The sequence below is a fragment of the Pseudomonas sp. NMI760_13 genome (assembly GCF_021283245.1).
GTDB lineage: Bacteria > Pseudomonadota > Gammaproteobacteria > Pseudomonadales > Pseudomonadaceae > Aquipseudomonas > Aquipseudomonas peradeniyensis.
In genome coordinates this window covers 65,080-87,332 of sequence record NZ_JAJSRC010000015.1, presented here as the reverse complement: position 1 = coordinate 87,332, position 22,253 = coordinate 65,080, and the positions used below count along the sequence as shown (strand labels likewise).

Below are 22,253 nucleotides of genomic sequence, written 5' to 3'. Positions count from 1 at the left end.
TGGCGCAGTGCCTGTAGGAGCGGCCTTGTGCCGCGAAGAGGCCGGCACTGGCAACATAAGTCTCAGTGCTTCATGCCGAACTCGGCATCATCCATCAATGCCTTGGCCAGGGCGCTCAGGTAATACGACGCCCAGAGCAACTGGGGCTTTTCCTCCATGATCCCGGTGATGGTCAGGTCGCGTACGCAGCCCATCAGCTCCGAGGCCTGGTCGCGGGCGTGCTGGCAGGGGATGCCGGGCTCGATGCAGAACAGCGGGTCGGTCTGGCCTTCGCCTTGGTAGAACTTGGTCTTGCCGGCGGTGGTGGGGGTGTTGTCGGTAGTCATGATTTTTCTCCCTGAAATGGTGGGTGCCTGTGCGGGCCTCTTCGCGGGTAAACCCGCTCCCACAGGTACAGCGCTGGCTCCAAGGCACAGATGAACCTGTGGGAGCGGGTTTACCCGCGAAAGGGCCCGACCAGGCAGCACATGCCTTGCGGCCTAGTGCAACGTTGGCGCCTGCGCCGGCATCTGCACCTGGATCAATGCCGCTTCGAGCAACACACGCAGCGACTCCATTTCATGCATCGACGCCATCATCAACACGGCAGCCGGCGACCTGGGTTTGAGCTGTACGGCGTGATGGGCCACGGTCAAGGCGCACAGGGCGTACTCGGTGGCCTGGATGAGGGTGTCTTCGAGGGAATGAGGGTTGTGGGGGGGATCGGGGACAATCTTCAACATAGCTACCTCTTGCTGATCAAGTGGGACCACCACCCGTTGCTGTCAAACAAGAAGGTGGCAGCTGTATATGGGTTGACAGACCGGTCAGCAAGAGCAAAACCCCGGCGCACGCGAAGTGCCCCACATACAGCCGCCATAAAGGGCAAAGCCGTTGAGTAAGCTCTTGATAATCGGCCTGTCAAAGCCGGTCGCTGATTGTGCAGCGACCGTCCGAGACTAGAGGCCAACCCGGAGCACCGCAATGGCTTGAAAGGGCTTGGAAGTATGTTTGGGAATTGGACTACATGGAATAGGGAAAGTCTTGGAATCTGCGTAGGAAACGCACTGCGGCTCGGCCATTCGAGCCATAGGTGCGACTGGAAAGCTGCGATTAATTTGAGGCCAAAACAGCCATCAGGCCGATTTCTTTTTCACCGTGATGTCAACTTCCAGGTCGGCGTTCGCCAGAATATTCACCAGTGCATCCAGCGAGAACTTGTCTATCTTGCCATTGAGCAAGTCACTCAAGCGTGGCTGAGTCAGATGCAGTCGCCGTGCTGCGTCTTTCTGCGGCAGATCCCAGGACCGGACAATCCTGGCCAACACCCTCATCAGCTTCGCCCGAAGCCGCAGGTTCTCGGCCTCTTCCGGTGAGTCGAACAGCGCATCCCATACCGAAGTGGAGCGTTCGTTTGTCATCGCAAATCCCTCTGTGCATCCATCTCGTTCAAACACTGTCGACTCCAGCTCAGCAGGCGCCCAACAATTTGTATCGCGCTTTCGCCAGATCGATATCGCGCTTTTCCGTCTTCTCGGTCGTCTTGCGAAACGCGTGCAGGACATAAACCGCTTCTGGTCGACTCACGACGTAGAACACCCGAAACGCCCCGTCCTGACACTTGATGCGGATTTCCCGCGTCCCAGGCCCAACGCTTTCCATTGGTTTCCAGTCGAAGGGGGCCTCACCGTCCTGGATCAGCTCCAGCTGATACCCGGCCCGCTGCCTTGCCACAATCGGAAAGTCCCGCAGGTCCTGCTTGCTGCTACCCAACCATTCGATTGGCTTTTGCCCATCATGCATCCTGCACGCTCCCGCCAATGCACTCGCCTGGCTTGTCCTTATCGGAGACGTAAGCTCTCCATGAGCGGCAAAGATAAAACTATATCGATATCGATATAAGTGCAATTGCGTGACAAGGCTTTGCGACGGGTAACACCTACGCCCATACTGCCCGGCGCAACCCAAAGACGGCCTGGGCGATGGCAACTTCTGCCCCCATATCACCCAAACCAATTAACCTGTCCCCTGCCCTATTACCTTGCCTAGACTCGCTGCATCCCGAACCAGGAATGCCGCCATGTCCGAGCAACTCCTCAGCAGCCGCAACCTCGCCTTCGAACTCTACGAAGTCCTCGACGCCGAGGCCCTGACCCAGCGCCCACGCTTCGCCGAGCACAGCCGCGAGACCTTCGACGCGGCGCTGACCACCGCCCGCACCATTGCCGAAAAGTACTTCGCCCCGCACAACCGCAAGGGCGACGAAAACGAGCCGCGCTACGTGGACGGCCGCGCCGAGCTGATCCCGGAAGTGAAGCCTGCGGTCGACGCCTTCCTCCAAGCGGGCTTCCTCAACGCCAACCGCGACTTCGAAGTCGGCGGCATGCAGCTGCCCAGCCTGGTATCGCAAGCCTGCTTCGCCCACTTCCAGGCCGCCAACGCCGGCACCACGGCCTACCCGTTCCTGACCATGGGCGCGGCCAACCTGATCGAGAGCTTCGGCAGCGACGAACAGCAACGCCTGTTCCTGCAACCGATGATCGAGGGACGCTACTTCGGCACCATGGCCCTGACCGAACCCCACGCTGGCTCGTCGCTGGCCGATATCCGCACCCGCGCCGAACCCGCGGGCGACGGCACCTACCAGCTCAAGGGCAACAAGATCTTCATCTCCGGCGGCGACCACGAGCTTTCGCAGAACATCGTGCACATGGTCCTGGCCAAGCTGCCGGACGCGCCGCCCGGGGTGAAGGGCATCTCGCTGTTCATCGTGCCCAAGTACCTGGTCAACGCCGACGGCAGCCTGGGGCCACGCAACGACGTGCTGCTGGCCGGGCTGTTCCACAAGATGGGCTGGCGCGGGACCACCTCCACCGCGCTTAACTTCGGGGACAACGGCCAGTGCGTCGGCTACCTGGTGGGCCAACCGCACCAGGGCCTGGCCTGCATGTTCCAGATGATGAACGAGGCGCGCATCGGCGTCGGCATGGGCGCGGTGATGCTGGGTTACGCCGGTTACCTGTATTCCCTGGACTATGCCCGTCAACGTCCACAGGGCCGCCTGCCGGACAACAAGGACCCACACAGCCCCGCCGTACCGATCATCGAGCACAGCGATGTGAAACGCATGCTGCTGGCACAGAAGGCCTACGTCGAGGGTGCTTTCGACCTGGGCTTGTACGCGGCCCGGCTATTCGATGACACCCATACCGCCACGGATGCAGAGGCACGCCGGCAAGCCCTGGAACTGCTCGACCTGCTCACGCCCATCGTCAAGTCCTGGCCTTCGGCGTTTTGTCTGAAAGCCAACGAACTGGCGATCCAGATCCTTGGAGGCCACGGCTACACCCGCGAATACCCGGTAGAGCAGTACTACCGCGACAACCGCCTCAACCCGATCCACGAGGGTACCGAGGGCATCCAGTCCCTCGACCTGCTCGGGCGCAAGCTGGCGCAGAACAACGGCGCCGGGCTCAAGCAACTGATCCGCTTGATCGCCGGCACCTGCGAGCGCGCCAGCCATCACCCGAACCTCGATCCGTTGCGCCAGCCCCTGGAGCACCTGGTCAATCGCCTGCAAAGCGTGACCCTCGCCCTGCTCGGCGACCTGGCCGCCGGCAAGGTCGCCGGTGCGCTGGCCAACTCGGCGCTGTACCTCAAGGTGTTCGGCCACTGCGTGATCGGCTGGCGCTGGCTGGAGCAGGCCATTCATGCCGAGGTCGGCCTGCTCAGGGGCAGCGACCGCGACTTCTATCAGGGCAAGCTCCAGGCCGCGCGTTATTTCCTCACCTGGGAGGTGCCGGGCTGCCATAATGACCTCGCTTTGCTCGAGGCCCGCGACGACACCTGCCTCGCGATGCAAGAGGGGTGGTTCTAGGGGGAACCACCGCACACACGGAGGTTTCCGATGTTCGACTCCAGCACCCTGCTGCGCCGCCGCTTTGCCGCGCTGCGCAGCACGGCCGAACTGTTCTCGCTTCGCCATGTGAAACAATCGCACCAGTCACTGTCGGTACGGCGCAACGTCGCCGAGCCGCCCTTCTTCAGCCAGGACGAAGGCACCATGCTCACCGTGCGGGTGGATGGCGTCGAGGCCTACGCGGCCACCGCCGACCTGTCCCAGGCCGGGCTGCAACGCGCCCTGGAGCAGGCCGAGGCGCTGGCCCGGCGGATCAAGGCCAGCAGCCTGCTCGACCTGAGCGGCCAGCCGGCCCCGGACGGGCGCCACGACCATGTCTCGCCCAACTTCGAACAGCCCCTGCCCAACCTCGCCGACTGCCTGGACCTGCTGGCCGCCGAATCGGCCAGCGTGCCACGTGACGAACGCCTGGTGGACTGGCAGGCTAGCCTTGGCATCAGCGTGGTCGAGCAGACCTACCTGAACTCCGCCGGCGCCGAGCTGCGCCATGCCCAGCGCTTCGTCTACCCGGGCCTGGGCGTCACCGCCAGCGACGGCCAGGACAGCCAGAGCCGTAGCCTGGGCCGGGAGAACTTCGGCCAACAGGGCGGCGTCGAGGTGATCGAGCGCTGCGGCCTGGTCGGCGCGGCCCGCCGCGTGGCTGACGAGGCGCTGCAATTGCTGCTGGCACCCAATACCCCGAGTGGCCGGCGCGACCTGCTGCTGATGCCCGACCAGATGATGCTGCAGATCCACGAGTCCATCGGCCATCCACTGGAGCTGGATCGCATCCTGGGCGATGAGCGCAACTACGCCGGTACCAGCTTCGTCAAAGCCGGCGACTTCGGCCATCTGCAATACGGCTCGAAGCTTCTCAACGTGACCTTCGACCCGACCCTTCGCGAGGAGCTGGCCAGCTACAGCTTCGATGACGACGGCACCCCGGCCAGCAAGCAGTTCCTGATCCGCGACGGCCTGCTGGTTCGCCCCCTGGGCGGCGCGTTGTCACAGCTGCGCTCGGGCCTGGACGGCGTGGCCAACAGCCGTGCCTGCGGCTGGAATCGGGCGCCGATCGACCGCATGGCCAACCTCAACATCGAGCCGGGCGACCAGTCGCTCGCGCAACTGGTCAGTGGCATCGAGCACGGCATCCTGATGCGCACCAACCGCTCCTGGTCCATCGACGATGCGCGCAACAAGTTCCAGTTCGGTTGCGAGTGGGGGCAGTTGATCGAGCACGGCGAGCTCAAGGGCGTGGTCAAGAATCCTAACTACCGGGGCATCTCCGCCGATTTCTGGCGCAACCTCTCGGCCGTGGGCGACAGCAGCACCTTCCAGGTGCTTGGCACCCCCAACTGCGGCAAGGGCGAGCCCAACCAGGTGGTGCGGGTCGGTCACGCATCGCCCGCCTGCGTGTTCCGCCAGATCGACGTATTCGGGGGAGACGCCTGATGAGCACGTATCAACAACGCTTCGAGGACCTGCTTGGCGCCCTTCGCGACGCGGTGCTGCCCGAGGAGCAGTTCACCCTCGGCTACAACGCCGAGCATTCGCAGTTTGTACGCTTCAACCATGCCAAGGTGCGCCAGGCCGGATTGGTCGCCCAGGCCAGCGTGCAGTTGCGCTTGATCCGCGACGGCCGCCAGGCAGAGCAGCAGATCACCCTGGGTGATGACGCCGAACTGGATCGTCAGCGCCTGCACGATGGCCTCGGGCAACTGCGTCAGACCCTGCCGCTGCTGCCGGTCGATCCGTACCTGAGCCTAGACGAGCGTGCCTGGCACAGCCACAGCCTGCTGGAGCAGCCACTGCCCGAGCTGGATGAAGTGCTGACCCTGGTCGAACACGACGCCGGTGACCTGGACCTGGTCGGCATCTACGCCGCCGGCCCCATCTGCCGGGGCTTCGCCAGCTCCTTCGGGGCCTTCGGCTGGCACCAGGCCAACAGCTTCAACTTCGACTGGAGCCTGTTCCACGCCAACGGCCAGGCGGTCAAGGCCAACTATGCCGGGCAGGCCTGGAGCGGCGAGACCTTCGCCGCGCGCCTGCGCCAGGCCCGCGAACAGCTCGAGCACCTGGGCCGCCCGGCCGTCACCCTCAAGCCCGGCAGCTACCGTGCCTACCTGGCGCCGGCGGCGATGGACGAGATTGCTGGCATGCTCTGCTGGGGTGGTTTCTCCGCCCAGGCCCTGGCCACGGGCAACAGCCCGCTGCAGCGCCTGTACAACGGCGACGCGCAACTGAGCCCACAAGTGAGCTTCAGCGAGCAGGTCAGCGGCTCGCTGAGCCCGGCGTTCTCCGACGAGGGCTCGCCCCGTCGCGACCTGCTGCTGATCGGCGAAGGCCGTGCGCTGGAGCGGCTGGTAAGCGCCCGCAGCGCCGCCGAGTTCGCCCAGGAGGCCAATGGCGCCGACAGCCATGAGTCGCCGTGCGCGCTGAGCCTGGCCCCGGGCAACCTGCCCGGCGAAGAGGTGCTGGAGCGTCTGGGCACCGGGCTGTACATCAGCAACCTGTGGTACCTGAACTACTCGGACCTGCCCGCCGCGCGCATGACCGGGCTGACCCGCTTCGCCACCTTCTGGGTGGAAAACGGCCAGATCCAGGGGCCGGTAAGCACCATGCGCTTCGACGACAGCCTGTACAACCTGCTGGGTAGCCAGCTGGAGGACCTGACCCAGGAGCGCGAGATGATCCTCTCGACCAGCACCTATGGGCAGCGCAGCACCGGGTCGAGTCATCTGCCGGGGGCGTTGCTGAAGGGGTTGACCCTGACACTGTGATCCGCAGGACCGACCTCTTCGCGGGTAAACCCGCTCCCACAGGTTTGTCGATAACCCTGTGGGAGCGGGTTTACCCGCGAAGAGGTCGGCACAGGCAACACAAAACGTAGAGGTAGCTGATGTCCGATCGCGCACCACTGGACCCCGTCACCGCCCGCTGGATCCCCTGGGTGGTGGCCATCGCCTTCTTCATGCAGTCTCTCGACGGCACCATCCTCAACACCGCGCTGCCGGCCATGGCCCGCTCCCTGGCCGAAGACCCGCTGCGCATGCAGGGGGTGATCATCGCCTACATGCTCACCGTGGCCCTGCTGATCCCGGCCTCGGGCTGGATCGCCGACCGTTTCGGCACCAAACGCATCTTCTTCAGCGCCATCTTGCTGTTCAGCTTCGGCTCGCTCTTGTGCGCCATGGCCAACAGCCTCGGCTTCCTGATCCTCGCCCGGGTCATCCAGGGCCTGGGCGGCGCGCTGATGCTGCCGGTCGGGCGCCTGGTGGTGCTGCGCGCCTACCCGCGCTCGGAACTGGTGCGGATCATGAGTTTCATCACCATCCCCGGCCTGCTCGGCCCGCTGCTGGGCCCGACCCTGGGTGGCTGGCTGGTGGAGATCCTCAGCTGGCACTGGATCTTCCTGATCAACCTGCCGGTGGGCGCACTGGGCTGCTACGCCGTGTGGAAGTTCATCCCCGACCTGCGCGGCGCCGAACGCACCAGCTTCGATGGCCCGGGCTTCCTGCTGTTCGGCGCGGCGATGGTGCTGATCACCATCGCCATGGAAGGCCTGGGCGAACTGCACCTGCCACACCTGCGGGTGATGCTGTTGCTGTTCGCCGGCATGGCCTGCCTCGCCGCCTACTGGCTGCGCGCCGGGCGTGACCCGGAGCCGCTGTTCTCGCCCTCGCTGTTTCGCGTACGGACCTTTGCCATCGGCATTCTCGGCAACCTGTTCGCCCGCCTGGGCAGCGGCGCCCTGCCCTTCCTGGTGCCGTTGCTGCTGCAGGTGGCGCTGGGCTACTCGCCGGCCCAGGCCGGCATGAGCATGATCCCGCTGGCGGCGGCGGCGATGCTCGCCAAGTCCATCGCCCGGCCGCTGATCGAGCGCCTGGGCTACCGCATCGTGCTGACCGGCAACACCCTGCTGCTGGGCCTGCTGCTGGCCAGCCTGGGGCTGGTCGACGAGCAGACGCCCTATGCCGTGCTGCTGGGGCAACTGGCGCTGCTGGGCGCGGTCAACTCGATGCAGTTCACGGCAATGAACACGGTGACGCTGATCGACCTCGACGACGCCAGCGCCAGCAGCGGCAACAGCCTGCTGTCAGTGGTCGCGCAACTGTCGCTGAGCCTGGGCGTGGCCTGCGCCGGCGCCTTGCTCGGCGGTTTCACCGCGGCCGGCAGCGGCGATGGCGTGGAGAGCACGCTGGGCGCGTTCCAACTGACCTTCGTCACCATCGGCGTGATGGCCATGCTGGCGGCGGCGATCTTCCTGCAACTGGCGCCGACGGACGGAAGGCGCGCCCGTCGTCCGGAACATCACGTCGAGTCGTAGGGCGAATGGCTTTGAGGCTGGTAGACTATGCGGCATTTTTCGCTTCGCACCGCAGGCCCGCCTCGTGACCGTTGAAACCACCGCTTTTGCCACCCTACCGCTGTCCGCCGCCATGCTGGCCAACCTGGACGCCCTGGGCTACGCCTCGATGACCCCGATCCAGGCCCAGAGCCTGCCGGTCATCCTCAAGGGCCAGGACCTGATCGCCCAGGCCAAGACCGGTAGCGGCAAGACCGCCGCCTTCGGCATCGGCCTGCTCAACCCGATCAACCCGCGTTACTTCGGCTGCCAGGCCCTGGTGCTGTGCCCGACCCGCGAACTGGCCGACCAGGTGGCCAAGGAGCTACGCCGCCTGGCCCGCGCCGAGGACAACATCAAGATCCTCACCCTGTGCGGCGGCGTCTCGCTGGGCCCGCAGATCGCCTCGCTGGAACACGGCGCGCACATCATCGTCGGCACCCCGGGGCGCATCCAGCAGCACCTGGACAAAGGCACCCTGGTGCTCGACGGTCTCAACACCCTGGTCCTGGACGAAGCCGACCGCATGCTCGACATGGGCTTCTTCGACGCCATCGCCAGCATCATCGGCAAGACCCCGTCGCGCCGCCAGACCCTGCTGTTCTCCGCCACCTACCCGGCCGGCATCGAGCAACTGGCCAAGGACTTCATGCGCCAGCCGCAGCAGGTCAAGGTCGAGGCGCTGCACAGCGACAGCCAGATCGAACAGCGCTTCATCGAGATCGACCCGCAGCAGCGCCTGGAAGCGGTGACCCGCGTGCTCGGCCACTACCGCCCGCAGTCCTGCGTGGCGTTCTGCTTCACCAAGCAGCAGTGCGAGGACCTGGTCACCCACCTGACCGCCAAGGGCATCGTCGCCCAGGCCCTGCACGGCGACCTGGAGCAGCGCGACCGCGACCAGGTGCTGACGATGTTCGCCAACCGCAGCAGCTCGGTGCTGGTGGCCACCGACGTGGCCGCCCGCGGCCTGGACATCGACGGCCTGGACCTGGTGATCAACGTCGAGCTGGCCCGTGACGCCGAGATCCACGTGCACCGCGTCGGCCGTACCGGCCGTGCCGGTGAGAAAGGCGTGGCGATCAGCCTGGTGGCCCCGGCCGAAGGCCACCGCGCCCAGGCCATCGAGGACCTGCAGAACAAGCCGCTGCGCTGGGAACAGCTGGACAACCTCAAGAGCAAGGGCGGCGAGCCGCTGCTGCCGACGATGACCACCCTGTGCATCGGCGCCGGGCGCAAGGACAAGCTGCGCCCGGGCGACATCCTCGGCGCGCTGACCGGCGATGCCGGGTTGCCAGGCAAGCAGGTGGGCAAGATCGCCATCTTCGATTTCGTGGCGTTCGTGGCCGTGGAGCGGGCGGTGGCCAAGCAGGCGATGCAGCGGCTGAACAGCGGCAAGATCAAGGGTCGTGCCCTCAAAGTCCGTATCGTCTGACCTATTTTTGGGGCCGCTTTGCGGCCCTTTCGCGGCACAAGGCCGCTCCTACAGGGGGATCGCGTACATCCTGTAGGAGCGGCCTTGTGCCGCGAAAGGGCTGCAAGGCAGCCCCGGCAATTCTGAAGAGGTAACACCGTGCACTCCACCGACGTGATCATCCTCGGCGCCGGCGCCGCCGGCCTGATGTGTGCCCAGCTCAGCGCCCGCCGCGGGCGCCGGGTGCTGCTGCTCGACCACGCCAACAAGCCGGGCAAGAAGATCCTCATGTCCGGCGGCGGGCGTTGCAACTTCACCAACATGTATACTGAGCCGGCCAACTTCCTCTCGCACAACCCGCACTTCTGCAAGTCGGCGCTGGCCCGCTACACCCAGTGGGACTTCATCGAGCTGGTGTGCAAGCACGGCGTGCCGTACCACGAGAAGAAGCTCGGCCAGCTGTTCTGCGATAACAAGTCCAGCGACATCCTCGACATGCTCCTGACCGAATGCGACGAGGCCGGCGCCGAGCTGCGCATGAACACCAGCATCGAGCGGATCGACAAGACCGAAAGCGGCTATACCCTGCAGACCAGCGCCGGCCCGTTCGCCTGTCAGTCGCTGGTGATCGCCACCGGCGGCCTGTCGATCCCGACCCTGGGCGCCACCGGCTTTGGCTACCAGGTCGCCCGCCAGTTCGGCCATGAACTGTTGCCGACCCGCGCCGGCCTGGTGCCGTTCACCATCACCGAGCCCCAGCTCAAGGCACTGTGCACTGAATTGTCGGGCACCTCGCTGGACTGCGTCGCCAGCTGCAATGGCACGAGCTTCCGCGAGAACCTGTTGTTCACCCACCGCGGCCTGAGCGGCCCGGCGATCCTGCAGATCTCGTCGTTCTGGGAAGCCGGCGACACGCTGGAGATCAACCTGCTGCCTGATCGCGATGCGCTGGAGTGGCTGCAGGGCCAGCAGGTCGAGCGCCCCAACAGCGAGCTGAAGACCGTGCTGGGCGAGGTATTCACCCGCAAGCTGGCCAACCTGCTGGCCGAACAGTGGTTCGTTTCGAAACCATTGAAGCAGTACACCCCGGCGGAATTGACCCAGATCGCCGAAAAACTGGCGGCCTGGCAGGTGATCCCGGCCGGTACCGAGGGTTATCGCACCGCCGAGGTGACCTTGGGCGGTGTCGATACCCGCGAGGTGTCGTCCAAGACCATGGAGTCGCTGAAAAGCCCTGGGCTGTACTTCATCGGCGAGGTGCTGGACGTGAGCGGGCACCTGGGTGGTTTCAACTTCCAGTGGGCCTGGGCTTCGGCCAACGCGGCGGCGCAGTTCGTGTAGAGTAGAATCCATTCAGCAGCACGGAACGCTTCTTGCTGATCTGTGCTGGAGCGCCATTTATTGGGGCTGCTGCGCAGCCCTTTCGCGGCACAAGGCCGCTCCTACAGAGGGACGCGATCTCCTGTAGGAGCGGCCTTGTGCCGCGAAAGGGCTGCGCAGCGCCCCCAAACGGCCTCAAAGGTATTCAACCGATCTCAGCCCAGGGCCATCATGTCATCGAGCTCGTTCAGCCATTCATTGCGTCGCCTGTGGGGCCAAGACAAGTTCAGCTACGCCATCCGCGTGACCATCGCCCTCACCGGCAGCATGGCCTGGTGCTGGTACCAGAACGAGATGAGCCTGCTGATTCCGCTGTTCCTCGGCATCATCGCCAGCGCCCTGGCCGAGACCGACGATGGCTGGCAAGGCCGGCTCAGCGCCCTGCTGGTGACCCTGGGCTGCTTTGCTATCGCCGCGCTGTCGGTCGAGCTGCTGTTCCCCTACCCCTGGATCTTCGCCGTCGCCCTGGCCCTGGCGGCGTTTTCCCTGACCATGCTCGGGGCCCTGGGCGAACGCTACGGGGCGATCGCCTCGGCCACCCTGATCCTGTCGGTCTATACCATGATCGGCGTCGACCAGCGCGGTGGTGAAGTCAGCGATTTCTGGCACGAGCCGTTGCTGCTGGTGGCGGGGGCGGCCTGGTATGGTTTGCTGTCGGTGCTGTGGCAGGCGCTGTTCTCCAACCAGCCGGTGCAGCAGAGCCTGGCCAGGCTGTTCTTTGAACTGGGCAGCTACCTCAAGCTCAAGGCCAGCCTGTTCGAGCCGGTGCGTACCCTCGACGTCGAGGCCACGCGCCTGGAGCTGGCCAAGCAGAACGGCAGGGTGGTGGCGGCGCTCAACGCGGCCAAGGAAATCATCCTGCACCGGGTCGGCAACAGCCAGCCCAACTCCAAGGTCAGCCGCTACCTCAAGCTGTACTTCCTGGCCCAGGACATCCATGAGCGGGTCAGTGCCTCGCACTACCCCTACAACGCGCTGACCGACGCTTTTTTCCACAGCGACGTGATGTTCCGCTGCCAGCGCCTGCTGCGAAAGCAGGGCTCATCCTGCCAGGAACTGGCCCGCTCGATCCGCCTGCGCCAGCCCTTCGTCCTGGCCAGCGGTTACCCCGAAGCCCTGGAAGACCTCAACGCGTCGCTCGAGCACCTGCGCACCCAGAACAACCCGGCCTGGCGCGGCCTGCTGCGCTCGCTGCGGGCACTGGCGGCAAACCTGGCCACCCTGGACCGGCTGCTCAGCGCCGCAAGCAACCCGGACAGCCTGGCCGATGCCAGCGACAGCAGCCTGCTCGACCGCTCGCCACGCAACCTCAAGGACGTGTGGAAACGCCTGCGCACCCAGCTGACGCCGACCTCGCTGCTGTTCCGCCATGCCTTGCGCCTGTCGTTGGCGCTGTCGGTGGGCTATGGCATGGTGCACCTGATCCACCCGACTCAAGGCTACTGGATCATCCTCACCACACTGTTCGTCTGCCAGCCCAACTATGGCGCAACCCGGCGCAAACTGGTGCAGCGGATTTTCGGTACCGCCATCGGTCTGACCGTGGGCTGGGCGCTGTTCGACCTGTTCCCCAACCCGATCATCCAGTCGCTGTTCGCGGTGGTCGCCGGGGTGGTGTTCTTCGTCAATCGCACCACCCGCTACACCCTGGCCACGGCGGCGATCACCCTGATGGTGCTGTTCTGCTTCAACCAGATCGGCGATGGCTACGGCCTGTTCCTGCCGCGCCTGTTCGATACCCTGGTGGGCAGCCTGATCGCCATTCTCGCGGTGTTCCTGTTCCTGCCCGACTGGCAGGGACGGCGGCTGAACAAGGTGCTGGCCAACACCCTGGCCTGCGCCAGCGAGTACCTGCGCCAGATCATGCAGCAGTACGCCCACGGCAAGCGCGACGACCTGGCCTATCGCCTGGCCCGGCGCAACGCGCACAACGCCGACGCGGCGCTGTCCACCACCCTGGCCAACATGCTGATGGAACCCGGACACTTCCGTAAGGAGGCCGATGTCGGCTTCCGCTTCCTGGTGCTGTCGCATACCTTGCTCAGCTACCTCTCGGGGCTGGGGGCGCATCGTGACACGGCGCTACCAGCCGAGGTCCACGAGCAGCTGATCGATGGCGCCGGGCGAAGCCTGGCCAGCAGCCTCGACGAAATCGCCAATGGCCTGGCGGCGCGCTTGCCGGTGGCGATCCACAGCGACGCCGAGGAAGCCCTGGCCAATGCGCTGGAGCAGATGCCAGAGGAGCTGGACGAGCATCAGCGGCTGGTGCAGACGCAACTGGCGTTGATCTGCCGGCAACTGGGGCCGTTGCGGACCTTGGCGGGGCATTTGATCAAGGAAGGCGAGCCGGCCTGAAATTCAGCCCCCTGTACCGGCCCTTTCGCGGGTAAACCCGCTCCCACAGGGAACGCATTGCACCTGAAGACGGCTCCCGACCTGTGGAAGCGGGTTTACCCACGAAGGCATCACCACAGGTACAAGATCAGAACCCATGCTGGCGCAGCAACCGGTCGTAGCTGCCGTCGGCCTTCATCGTGGCGATGGCCTTCTCGAAGCGGGCGACGATCTTCTGGTGCTCGGGGTGCTTGAGGCTGACGAGGATGTGCAGACTGTTCTCGCTCAGCGGCGGGTCGACGAACGCTACCCCCTCCCGCACCGGCTGCGGCTCGCGCTGCAGGTTGTAGCGCGCCACGTACTCGTCCTCCACCGCCAGGTTGACCCTGCCGGCCGCCAGCATGCGCACGGCGGACGAGAAGTTGCGCACCAGTACCTTGTTCAGGCGCTCGTCGCTGTCGAATTCGGGGGAATAGGCGTAATCGCGCACCACGGCGATGGTGTAGGGATACAGATCGGACTGGCGCGCATAGGCGAACGCTTCACCCTCGCGCTTGAGCAGGCGGATGCGGTTGACCAGGTAGGCGTCGGAGAACTGGCCGATCAAGGTACGCTCATCGTTGTACCAGGCGTTGATCAGCACATCGTAGCGCCCCTCGCCCACGCCCATCAGCGCCCTGGCCCAGGGCACCTCTTCAAACTCGGTGGCATAGCCGGCGCGGGTCAGCGCCGTGGTGACGATACTGGTGGCCAGTCCGCCACCGGGCATGCTGGTGTCGGTAAAAGGCGGCCAGCTGTCGGCCACCAGCCGCAACTTGCCATGGGCCAGGGCAGGCCCCACGCACAACAGCCCGAGTAAACCAAGAACGCAAAGCAGTGGCCGCATGCTCAAGTCCTTTCGCAATTGGTAACCCACGCGGTAACGGCGATCTTAACGACTACTGTTCTGGGAGCCTACACAAGGCTGATCGTTGTAGCACGCGACAATACTGTCAAATTGCCTCTATTTTGGCCGGACTGTGGATAATTTCATCGTTCAACCGCACAGGCGTTCGAAGACCCACTGGGCAATCTGCGTATCCTGCACCGCGACACCGGTCAGGTCGGCCAAGGTGACCTCGTGCTGATCCTGACGCCCCGTTCCCTGGCCGGCCAGCACCGCGCCCAGCTCCAGCAGGCGCGAAGGTTCGAACAACCCCGCCTTGAGCGCGTGGGAAACCTCGCCATAGGCACCGCACTGGGCCTGCGAGTCGACGATGATTCGCGACATCGAAGCGACCAGCGCCGCATCCAGCTCCTGCTTGCCGATGCAGTCCGCGCCGACCGCCGTGATATGGGTACCGGGACGAACCCACTCGCGCCTGAGCAACGGCTCACGTGACGGGGTAGTGGTGACGATCAGGTTGGCCGCCTGCGCGACAGCCTGCGGCTGCCCGACCGTCTGCACGCTGAAGCCCAGCGCCCGGGCATGCTCACGATAGTCCGACAGGCCCTGCGCACTGCGCCCCCAGACCACCACCTGGCGGCAGTTCGTCAGCGGCATCAGGTACTCCAGTTGCAGGCGGGCCTGCAGACCGGTGCCAAGCATGCCGATGGCCTCGACCTCGCGAGGCGCCAGCAGGCGGGCAACAATGCGCCCGGCCAAGGCTGTGCGCACGGCGGTCAGCCAACCCTGGTCGGCCAGCCAGGCCAACGGTTCACCGGTGCGGGCCGACAGCACCAGCATCAAGCCGTCATTGCTGGGCAGGCCTTTACCCGGATTGTCGTAGAAACCACTGGAGACCTTGACCACGAAGGTTTCGCCGCCTTCGAGATACGCCGACTTGATACAGCAATCACCATTGGCCTGGGGGAACTGGAAAGTCTGCACCGGCGGGGCCTGCACCTGGCCCGCACTGTAGGCCTTGAAACCGTCCACCAGCCGCCGCTCGATCGCGTCAAGGTCGAGGCAGGCCTTGATCGCCTGAAGGTCGTGGATCTTCATGCGAGGGCCTCCAGGTATTTCTCCAGCTGGATGTTGCGCCCGCACAACACCACCGCCACCTTCTTGCCCTGGTAGTGCCCGGCCAGCTGCTTCATGCCTGCCAGCGCGACGGCGGCAGCGCCTTCGATGATCCAGCGCTCGCAAGCAGCGGCATCACGCATGGCCTGCCTGATCTCGTCCTCGCTGACCAGCACGGTGCGCGTCAGCAGGCGCTGGCAAATGGGCAAGGTGACCGCGTCCGGCTCCACGCCACCGGCGGTGCCGTCGGACAGGGTCGGCAGTTCATCCATCTCGATGATCCGGCCTTGTTCGATGGAGCGTTGCAGGGTCGGCGCGTTGGCCGGCCAGCAGCCGATGATCTGCACCGACGGCGCCAGCTTGTGCAGTGCGGTGGCGATGCCGGAGACCATCCCGCCGCCACCCACCGCGACGAACACCGCGTCCAGGTCCGGCGCCTGCTCGAACAGTTCCATGCCGATGGTCCCCTGCCCGGCGATGACCTCCAGATCGTTGTAAGGTGAGACGAACGGCTTGTTCTGACACCCAGCCTCCTCACGAGCCAGTTGCTCCGCCCCCAGCGAATCGACCTCCAGGACCTGCACCTGCGCCCCCAGCAGACGCATCGCCTCGATCTTGGCCGGCGAGGCTTCATCGCTGACATACACCGTCACCGGCACATCCAGCAGCTGACCGGCCAGGGCAAGCCCTTGCCCATGATTGCCCGAGGAAGCTGCAATAACCCCCCTGCTGCGTTGCGCCTTGCCCAGCAGGCGCAGCTTGTTGCTGGCGCCGCGGAACTTGAACGAACCGGTCTGCTGGAGGTGTTCGCACTTGAGGTGAACGTCGCAGCCAGTCATGGCCGAGAGCGCCAGGCTGCGCGCAAGCGGGGTGACCGGCACCTGCGGGCGCAGGGCCTGATGAGCCTGGAGAATGGACTGGTACAGCTGCTCGAGCGCCAGATCGTCGATAGGCATGGGGCGGAATCTCCTCGGAAAGCGACAGGCAGGCGCCGACGCACAATGGAATAAAAATCCACCGTAGAATATTTTTCCACCAAGCACAAGCCTGGAAACTAGGCCTCCCGAGCGAGCTTCACATACTTGTAGACCGTCGCCCTGCCCATGCCGAGGATATTGGCCACGTAGTCGAACGTACCGCCGCCGCGGAAGGCACCTTCCCCGTGCAGGGCCTCGACCAGCTCGCGTTTCTGCTCCCGGCTGAGCCCGTCGAGGCTCAAGCCATGCTGCCTGAGCCAGGCATGCAGGAAGGTGTTGATGCGCTCCTGCCAGTCATCACGGAACAGCACGTCTGGTTGGGGCAGCAAGCGGCTGGCCTGGAAGAACAGGTCCAGTGCCTGCTTGGCCTGCTCCAGCACCGAGATGTTGAAGTTGATGCACAGCAGCGCCTCGGCAGCCCCTGACTCATCGACCATGACGCTGCTGATCGAACGCACTTTCTGACCGTTCCAGTTGAGCTTCTCGTAGGGCCCCAGCGGCGTCGTGGCGCTGAGCTCGCCCGGCAGATCCTCCAGCGCCGAGTCGTCGCCCAACTGCCGTCTGGAAATATTGTTGGCGATATGCACGACCGTCTGGCTGCGCAGGTCGTGGACCACCACTTCGGCATGGGGGAACAACAGGGTCGCGACACCATCGGCCATGGCGGCGTAGTTGCTGAAGCGTGTATTGGTGGCCTTGGCAGACATCGGAACATCCTGAAGATTGGGTGTGGCGTGAAGAGACGGCACGGTGCCTGTAGGAGCGGCTTCAGCCGCGAAGCAAGCGACACGCATGGCACCGGCTACGCCGGTGTTCGCGGCTGAAGCCGCTCCTACAGAGGTTGCACCGCACCCTCCTGCTCAGGGATAACCCAGCACTTCGCGCAGCTGGCGCAGGTGCTGGATGATCCACTGCTTGTCGATCGCTCCCCAGTCGCGGATACGGTAGTGCCCGGCATGGTTGCGCGCCCCGGCCTGCTGCTCGAACTCGCAGACGATATCCAGGTCGGCCAGGGCGGCGATGGTATCCTGCGCCGTGCGCCGGGGCATGCCGGTCGCTTCCATCAGCGCCGGCACGCTGGTGGCGGTCTGGCTGTCGATCAGCCAGGCCACGTAGAGGCGGCGGTAGAAGCTGCTGCGGGTCTTGCTCACTTCCGTGGTCATGGGGTGCTTGTCCCTCAGGTATTGCCCGGCAGTTCCCGATAGGTCAGGTAGACGCGCAGGTCGAATTCAAGTTGATGGTAGTCCGGCTCCATGTGCTGGCAGAGCTGGTAGAACGCCTTGTTGTGATCGCGCTCCCTCAGGTGCGCCAGCTCATGCACCACGATCATGCGCAAAAACTGCGGCGCTGCCTCGCGGAACAACGAGGCGACGCGGATTTCCTTCTTGGCCTTGAGCTTGCCGCCCTGCACCCGCGACACCGCCGTGTTCAGGCCCAGTGCCCGGTGGGTGAGGTCCAGGCGGTTGTCGAACAACACCTTGTCCAGCGGCGGCGCACTGCGCAGGTACTGCTGCTTGATTTCCTGGGCATAGCCGTACAGCGCCTTGTCGCTCTGCACCTCATGACGCTCGGGGTAGCGCTGGCGCAGGTAGTCGCCCAGGCGATCGCTGGCGATCATCTGGCGCACCTGTTCCTGCAGGTGCGGCGGGTAGGCTTGCAGGTAGCGTAAGGCGGTCATGGCAGGCGTTCGGAACGGGAAGACGCGAGTTTAGCCAATCACGACGCCCATGGGAAAACCACCGGGAAGTTGCCGGCATCGCTGGCGGTCAGCGGACGGGCGACCAGGAACCCCTGCACGTAGGCGCAGCCGGCATCCTTGAGCCATTCGGCCTGGGCCTGGGTCTCCACGCCCTCGGCAATCACCGTGATGTCATAGGCCGCGCACAGGCCGATGACGCTGCGCACCAGGGCGATGTCCGCCGCCGAGTCCGGCAGTCGCGCAACCAGGTGGCGGTCAAGTTTGAGGGTGTCGATGGGCAGGTCGCGCAGCATGCGCAACGAGCAGTCACCGGCGCCGAAGTCGTCCAGCGCCACGCGTATGCCCAGCTCACGCAGGCGGTGCACCTGCTTCACCGCCGCGTCGATGTTGTACATCAGCGACGTCTCGGCCACCTCCACCTCCAACTGGGCGGGCTGCAGCTGGTGCTTGTCGATCACCTGGGCCAGTTCATCGACCAACCCGGGCATGGTGAACTGGGCGCGGCTCAGGCTGATGCCCAGCACCAGCTGCGAACCGAATCGATCACTCCAGGCATTGCGTTGCGCGGCGCCCTTGCGATAGATCCAGCTGGCCAGGCGGTTGATCAGGCGCGCCTCTTCCAACAAGGGAATGAACAGCCCGGGCGGCACATCGCCGACACTCGGGTGCTTCCACCGTAACAGCGCCTCGAAGCCGCGCAGCCGGCCATCGGCGAACGCCACCTGGGGCTGGTAGACCAGGCTGAAGTCGTTCTGCTCGATGGCCGTGCGCACGCTGTCCTCGAGCATCAGCCGCGAGCGGGCGCGGCCGTTGAGCTCCTGGTCGTAGAAGCGGTACTGCTGGCGACCGGCCTGCTTGGCCGCATACATCGCGGCATCGGCTGCCCGCAGCAGGCCTTCCACGTTGGCGCCGCAGTCAGGGTAGGTGGCGATGCCGATACTCACCCCCAGGTTGACCTCAAGGCCGTCCACCTGCTGGAAGCTCGACATCCGCTCCAGCAGCTTCTCGGCATAGCGCCCGGCTTGCTCGGGGTATGGCAGGCCATCGAACAGCGCGGTGAACTCGTCGCCACCCATCCTGGCCAGTAGCGCCTCGCTGCCCAGGCACTCCTTGAGCTGATCGGCCACCCAGCGCAGGACCTTGTCACCGGCCTCGTGGCCAAGCAGGTCGTTGATCCGCTTGAAGCCGTCCAGGTCCATGTACATCAAGGCCTTGGCCTTGTCCGAGCGCTCGTTGCGCAGCAGCGCGCTCTCGGCGGCCTGGTAGAAGCCACGACGGTTGAGCAATCCGGTCAACGGGTCGGTGACCGCCTGGTACTCGAGCTGCTGATGCAGGCTGCGCACCACTGACATGTCCAGCACCGTCACCACCATGGCCTTCTGCTCGGCGGGCAGCGGCGCGCAGGACAGCGCCACCGGCACCAGCTGACCACCGAGGGTGCGCAACTGGGCATCGTGCACGCGGAAGATCTGCCGGCCCAGGTAGGCCTGGTAGAAGTCCGACTCATGCCACAGGTTGGCGCAGGGTAGCTGGATCAGGTCGAGCATGTGCGCGCCCTGCAGCTTGTCCACCGGGGCATCGAGCAGGCGCGAGATGGCCGGGTTGGCGAAGCCGATGCAGCCCGCCTCGTCCACCACCAGGATACCCTCGGCGGCGTTCTCCAGGATCGAGGCGTTGAAGGCCCGCGCCGACTCCAGTTCGCGGGTCAGACGCTGCAGCATGCGCCGGTTGCGCTGCTGCTCCAGCAGGGCCTGGACCTTGGGCTTGAGAATCTGTGGGTCGAAGGGTTTGAACAGGTAGTCCACCGCGCCGCTGGCATAGCCTTTGAGCACCGCGGCATCGGACTGTTCGTTGGCGGTGAGGAAGATGATCGGGGTCAGCCGCGTGCGTTGGCTGCCGCGCATCAGGCGGGCCACCTCGAAGCCGTCCATCTCGGGCATCTGCACGTCGAGCAGGACCAGGTCGACTTCGTGTGCGAGCAGGGTGCTCAGGGCTTCCATCCCTGAACTGGCAGTCAATACCTGCCAATCCTGGCGGGACAACAGGGCCCGCATGCTGATGAGGTTTTCCGGGTAGTCGTCTACGACCAGCAGCACCGAGCTGCTTTCCGGTGATTGTGAATAAGCGCCATCCATGCTGCTTCTCTTGGTAAGTCCAACTTCGACTTGTGATTGGATCCGATTGTTACTCTAGACTCGGCACCCGAAGACGCAATGCAGGCAGATGGCCATAAGCCATCTGAACCGATGTTAGCCGACTAACGGTATAAGCGGCGGGCAGGCGACGTACGGGCACAAAAAAGCCCGCATCGCTGCGGGCTCCTTCGTTGAACGGCGCTGGATCAGTTGATCTTGGCAGCCAGTTCGCCTTTGGCGTAACGCTGGAACATGCCTTCCAGGGAGATCGGCTTGATCTTGGAGGCATTGCCGGCGGTGCCGAAGGCTTCGTAGCGAGCGATGCACACGTCGCGCATGGCCTTGACGGTTTCACCGAAGAACTTGCGTGGGTCGAACTCGCTTGGGTTGGTCGCCATCAGACGACGCATGGCACCGGTCGAGGCCAAGCGCAGGTCGGTGTCGATGTTGACCTTGCGCACGCCGTACTTGATGCCTTCGACGATTTCTTCGACCGGCACGCCGTAGGTTTCTTTGATGTCGCCACCGTACTGATTGATGATCGCCAGCCACTCTTGCGGCACCGAGGAGGAACCGTGCATCACCAGGTGGGTGTTGGGGATGCGCTTGTGGATTTCCTTGATGCGATCGATCGCCAGGATGTCACCGGTTGGCGGCTTGGTGAACTTGTAGGCGCCGTGGCTGGTGCCGATGGCGATGGCCAGGGCATCGACCTGGGTCTTCTTGACGAAGTCGGCGGCTTCTTCCGGGTCGGTCAGCATCTGGCTGTGGTCCAGGATGCCTTCGGCGCCAACGCCGTCTTCCTCGCCGGCCTGGCCGGTTTCCAGGCTGCCCAGGCAGCCCAGCTCACCTTCCACCGACACGCCGCAGGCGTGGGCGAACGCCACGGTCTGCTGGGTGACGCGGACGTTGTAGTCATAGTCGGACGGGGTCTTGCCGTCTTCCTTCAGCGAGCCGTCCATCATCACCGAGCTGAAGCCCAGCTGGATCGAGCGCTGGCACACGTCAGGGCTGGTGCCGTGGTCCTGGTGCATGCACACCGGGATGTGCGGGAACTCTTCGATGGCGGCCAGGATCAGGTGGCGCAGGAACGGGGCACCAGCGTACTTGCGGGCGCCGGCCGAGGCCTGGACGATGACCGGAGAGTCGGTGGCGTCGGCGGCTTCCATGATCGCGCGCATCTGCTCGAGGTTGTTGACGTTGAAAGCCGGAACGCCGTAGCCGAACTCGGCGGCGTGGTCCAGCATCTGGCGCATGCTAATGAGTGCCATTGTGTATCTCTCTCCCGACAAGCGTCGTTTGTTTCATGCAAGCCTGCCGCAGGGGCGGTTGCTGTTCAAGTAGTGTGGGCCATCTACGTGGCCCGGCCAGTCACGGTGCCTTGCAGCCCCGCCCAATCAGATCGTTGGTCGCCACCCAGTACACCAGGCCCTCTTCACCTTTGGTGTGGAAGGCCAGCATGCCATCGCTGTACAGCGCGCCGGAGGCACCCGGCTCGGCCTTGAGCCGATGGACCTGGTCGCCACCGCCGAGACGGACATCGACCGCGTCCTGCTGCGCGTCGGCGAATCGCCACAGCACTTCGGCCTGGCTGTCGCAGACCCAGCGGGTCCAGTTATCCGCCGGGGCGGGTTTGGCAGGCTGCAACAGCGAGCAGCCTGCCAGGGTCGCCAGGGCCAATGCGGCCAAAAGCGCTTTCATCCTAAAACCTCGTCATGGGTCCGCTGCGCGGCCCTTCGCGGGTAAACCCGCTCCCACAAGGTCAGTGCATTCCCTGTGGGAGCGGGTTTACCCGCAAAGGGCTGCGCAGCAGCCCCTCTTCCAAGACCACAAAACCCAGGCGTGGTTGCCAGCCACCCGATCAAGGGCAGCCCACGGCCTTGCGCTGGTGTTCGTCGTCGTACTTTTCCAGGCCGTCCGGCCCCAGGCGCTTGTTGATCACCGGTGCCGTCTCCGCCTGCCACTGGGACTGGTAGCAACCGCCCTTGGGCGGCTGCGCCGGATCGGCTTCGCTGCCCTTGTTGCCGGCGCAGGCGCCCAGCAACAAGGCCACGATCATCACAGGCAATTGCTTGACCATCAGGTCGCTCCCT

At 64.9% G+C, this 22,253-nt stretch carries 21 protein-coding genes; 7 read left to right on the top strand and 14 right to left on the bottom strand.

The window, feature by feature from the left end:
* Positions 1-62: 62 nt before the first annotated feature.
* The 4 genes from LU671_RS16775 to LU671_RS16760 all read right to left on the bottom strand — a co-directional run bounded on the left by LU671_RS16775 (position 63) and on the right by LU671_RS16760 (position 1,782).
* Entirely contained in the window at positions 63-326 is a 264-nt protein-coding gene (locus LU671_RS16775; protein WP_203648228.1) for a DUF3077 domain-containing protein, read from the bottom strand.
* A gap of 153 nt (positions 327-479) precedes the next feature.
* Positions 480-722, bottom strand: coding sequence for a hypothetical protein (locus tag LU671_RS16770; protein WP_046854291.1), 243 nt, complete (start codon positions 720-722; stop codon positions 480-482).
* Between the two features lie 393 nt (positions 723-1,115).
* Entirely contained in the window at positions 1,116-1,400 is a 285-nt protein-coding gene (locus tag LU671_RS16765; protein WP_232856298.1) for a helix-turn-helix domain-containing protein, read from the bottom strand.
* 49 nt (positions 1,401-1,449) lie between these two features.
* The gene (locus tag LU671_RS16760) at positions 1,450-1,782 is read right to left on the bottom strand and encodes a type II toxin-antitoxin system RelE/ParE family toxin (RefSeq protein ID WP_203648230.1); all 333 of its coding nucleotides are present in this window, start codon (positions 1,780-1,782) and stop codon (positions 1,450-1,452) included.
* A 277-nt stretch (positions 1,783-2,059) separates the two neighbouring features.
* Here LU671_RS16760 and LU671_RS16755 point away from each other — a divergent pair, with 277 nt between their 5' ends.
* The 7 genes from LU671_RS16755 to yccS all read left to right on the top strand — a co-directional run bounded on the left by LU671_RS16755 (position 2,060) and on the right by yccS (position 13,368).
* On the top strand, positions 2,060-3,856 hold the full coding sequence (locus LU671_RS16755) for an acyl-CoA dehydrogenase (protein WP_232856297.1): 1,797 nt from the start codon (positions 2,060-2,062) through the stop codon (positions 3,854-3,856).
* 30 nt (positions 3,857-3,886) lie between these two features.
* A complete protein-coding gene (locus LU671_RS16750; RefSeq protein ID WP_232856296.1) occupies positions 3,887-5,329 on the top strand; it encodes a TldD/PmbA family protein in 1,443 nt (480 codons plus the stop codon).
* On the top strand, positions 5,329-6,657 hold the full coding sequence (locus tag LU671_RS16745; RefSeq protein WP_232856295.1) for a TldD/PmbA family protein: 1,329 nt from the start codon (positions 5,329-5,331) through the stop codon (positions 6,655-6,657). The genes LU671_RS16750 and LU671_RS16745 overlap by 1 nt, the downstream gene beginning before the upstream one ends.
* A gap of 119 nt (positions 6,658-6,776) precedes the next feature.
* Entirely contained in the window at positions 6,777-8,204 is a 1,428-nt protein-coding gene (gene mdtD, locus LU671_RS16740) for a multidrug transporter subunit MdtD (protein WP_203648234.1), read from the top strand.
* Between the two features lie 112 nt (positions 8,205-8,316).
* Positions 8,317-9,654, top strand: a complete 1,338-nt coding sequence (gene dbpA, locus LU671_RS16735) for an ATP-dependent RNA helicase DbpA (protein ID WP_231845326.1) — start codon at positions 8,317-8,319, stop codon at positions 9,652-9,654.
* A gap of 138 nt (positions 9,655-9,792) precedes the next feature.
* Complete coding sequence (locus LU671_RS16730) at positions 9,793-10,974, top strand: NAD(P)/FAD-dependent oxidoreductase (protein WP_232856294.1); 1,182 nt, start codon at positions 9,793-9,795, stop codon at positions 10,972-10,974.
* Between the two features lie 210 nt (positions 10,975-11,184).
* Positions 11,185-13,368 (top strand): YccS family putative transporter, encoded by a 2,184-nt coding sequence (gene yccS / locus LU671_RS16725; protein ID WP_232856293.1) that lies wholly within the window; start codon positions 11,185-11,187, stop codon positions 13,366-13,368.
* Positions 13,369-13,495: 127 nt separating this feature from the next.
* On the opposite strand, the gene LU671_RS16720 is transcribed toward yccS, so the two are convergent.
* The 10 genes from LU671_RS16720 to LU671_RS16675 form a co-directional block, all read right to left on the bottom strand.
* On the bottom strand, positions 13,496-14,233 hold the full coding sequence (locus LU671_RS16720; protein ID WP_232856292.1) for a substrate-binding periplasmic protein: 738 nt from the start codon (positions 14,231-14,233) through the stop codon (positions 13,496-13,498).
* 150 nt (positions 14,234-14,383) lie between these two features.
* Positions 14,384-15,331 (bottom strand): ornithine cyclodeaminase family protein, encoded by a 948-nt coding sequence (locus LU671_RS16715; protein WP_232856291.1) that lies wholly within the window; start codon positions 15,329-15,331, stop codon positions 14,384-14,386.
* The gene (locus LU671_RS16710; RefSeq protein WP_203648240.1) at positions 15,328-16,305 is read right to left on the bottom strand and encodes a threonine/serine dehydratase; all 978 of its coding nucleotides are present in this window, start codon (positions 16,303-16,305) and stop codon (positions 15,328-15,330) included. Before LU671_RS16710 ends, LU671_RS16715 begins: the two co-directional genes overlap by 4 nt.
* 98 nt (positions 16,306-16,403) lie before the next feature.
* Positions 16,404-17,033: a helix-turn-helix transcriptional regulator gene (locus tag LU671_RS16705; RefSeq protein WP_203648242.1), complete on the bottom strand. Its 630-nt coding sequence runs from the start codon at positions 17,031-17,033 to the stop codon at positions 16,404-16,406.
* A gap of 153 nt (positions 17,034-17,186) precedes the next feature.
* The gene (locus LU671_RS16700) at positions 17,187-17,489 is read right to left on the bottom strand and encodes a winged helix-turn-helix domain-containing protein (protein ID WP_028688318.1); all 303 of its coding nucleotides are present in this window, start codon (positions 17,487-17,489) and stop codon (positions 17,187-17,189) included.
* 14 nt (positions 17,490-17,503) lie between these two features.
* A complete protein-coding gene (locus LU671_RS16695; protein WP_232856290.1) occupies positions 17,504-18,004 on the bottom strand; it encodes a M48 metallopeptidase family protein in 501 nt (166 codons plus the stop codon).
* A 38-nt stretch (positions 18,005-18,042) separates the two neighbouring features.
* Entirely contained in the window at positions 18,043-20,160 is a 2,118-nt protein-coding gene (locus LU671_RS16690; RefSeq protein WP_232856289.1) for a putative bifunctional diguanylate cyclase/phosphodiesterase, read from the bottom strand.
* 206 nt (positions 20,161-20,366) lie between these two features.
* Positions 20,367-21,431, bottom strand: coding sequence for a class II fructose-bisphosphate aldolase (gene fba / locus LU671_RS16685; RefSeq protein WP_232856288.1), 1,065 nt, complete (start codon positions 21,429-21,431; stop codon positions 20,367-20,369).
* Between the two features lie 100 nt (positions 21,432-21,531).
* Positions 21,532-21,861 carry an MliC family protein gene (locus tag LU671_RS16680; protein WP_110734782.1) on the bottom strand — a complete coding sequence of 110 codons (330 nt, stop codon included), beginning with the start codon at positions 21,859-21,861 and terminating at the stop codon, positions 21,532-21,534.
* Positions 21,862-22,021: 160 nt separating this feature from the next.
* The gene (locus LU671_RS16675; RefSeq protein ID WP_203648248.1) at positions 22,022-22,240 is read right to left on the bottom strand and encodes a hypothetical protein; all 219 of its coding nucleotides are present in this window, start codon (positions 22,238-22,240) and stop codon (positions 22,022-22,024) included.
* Between the last annotated feature and the right edge of the window lie 13 nt (positions 22,241-22,253).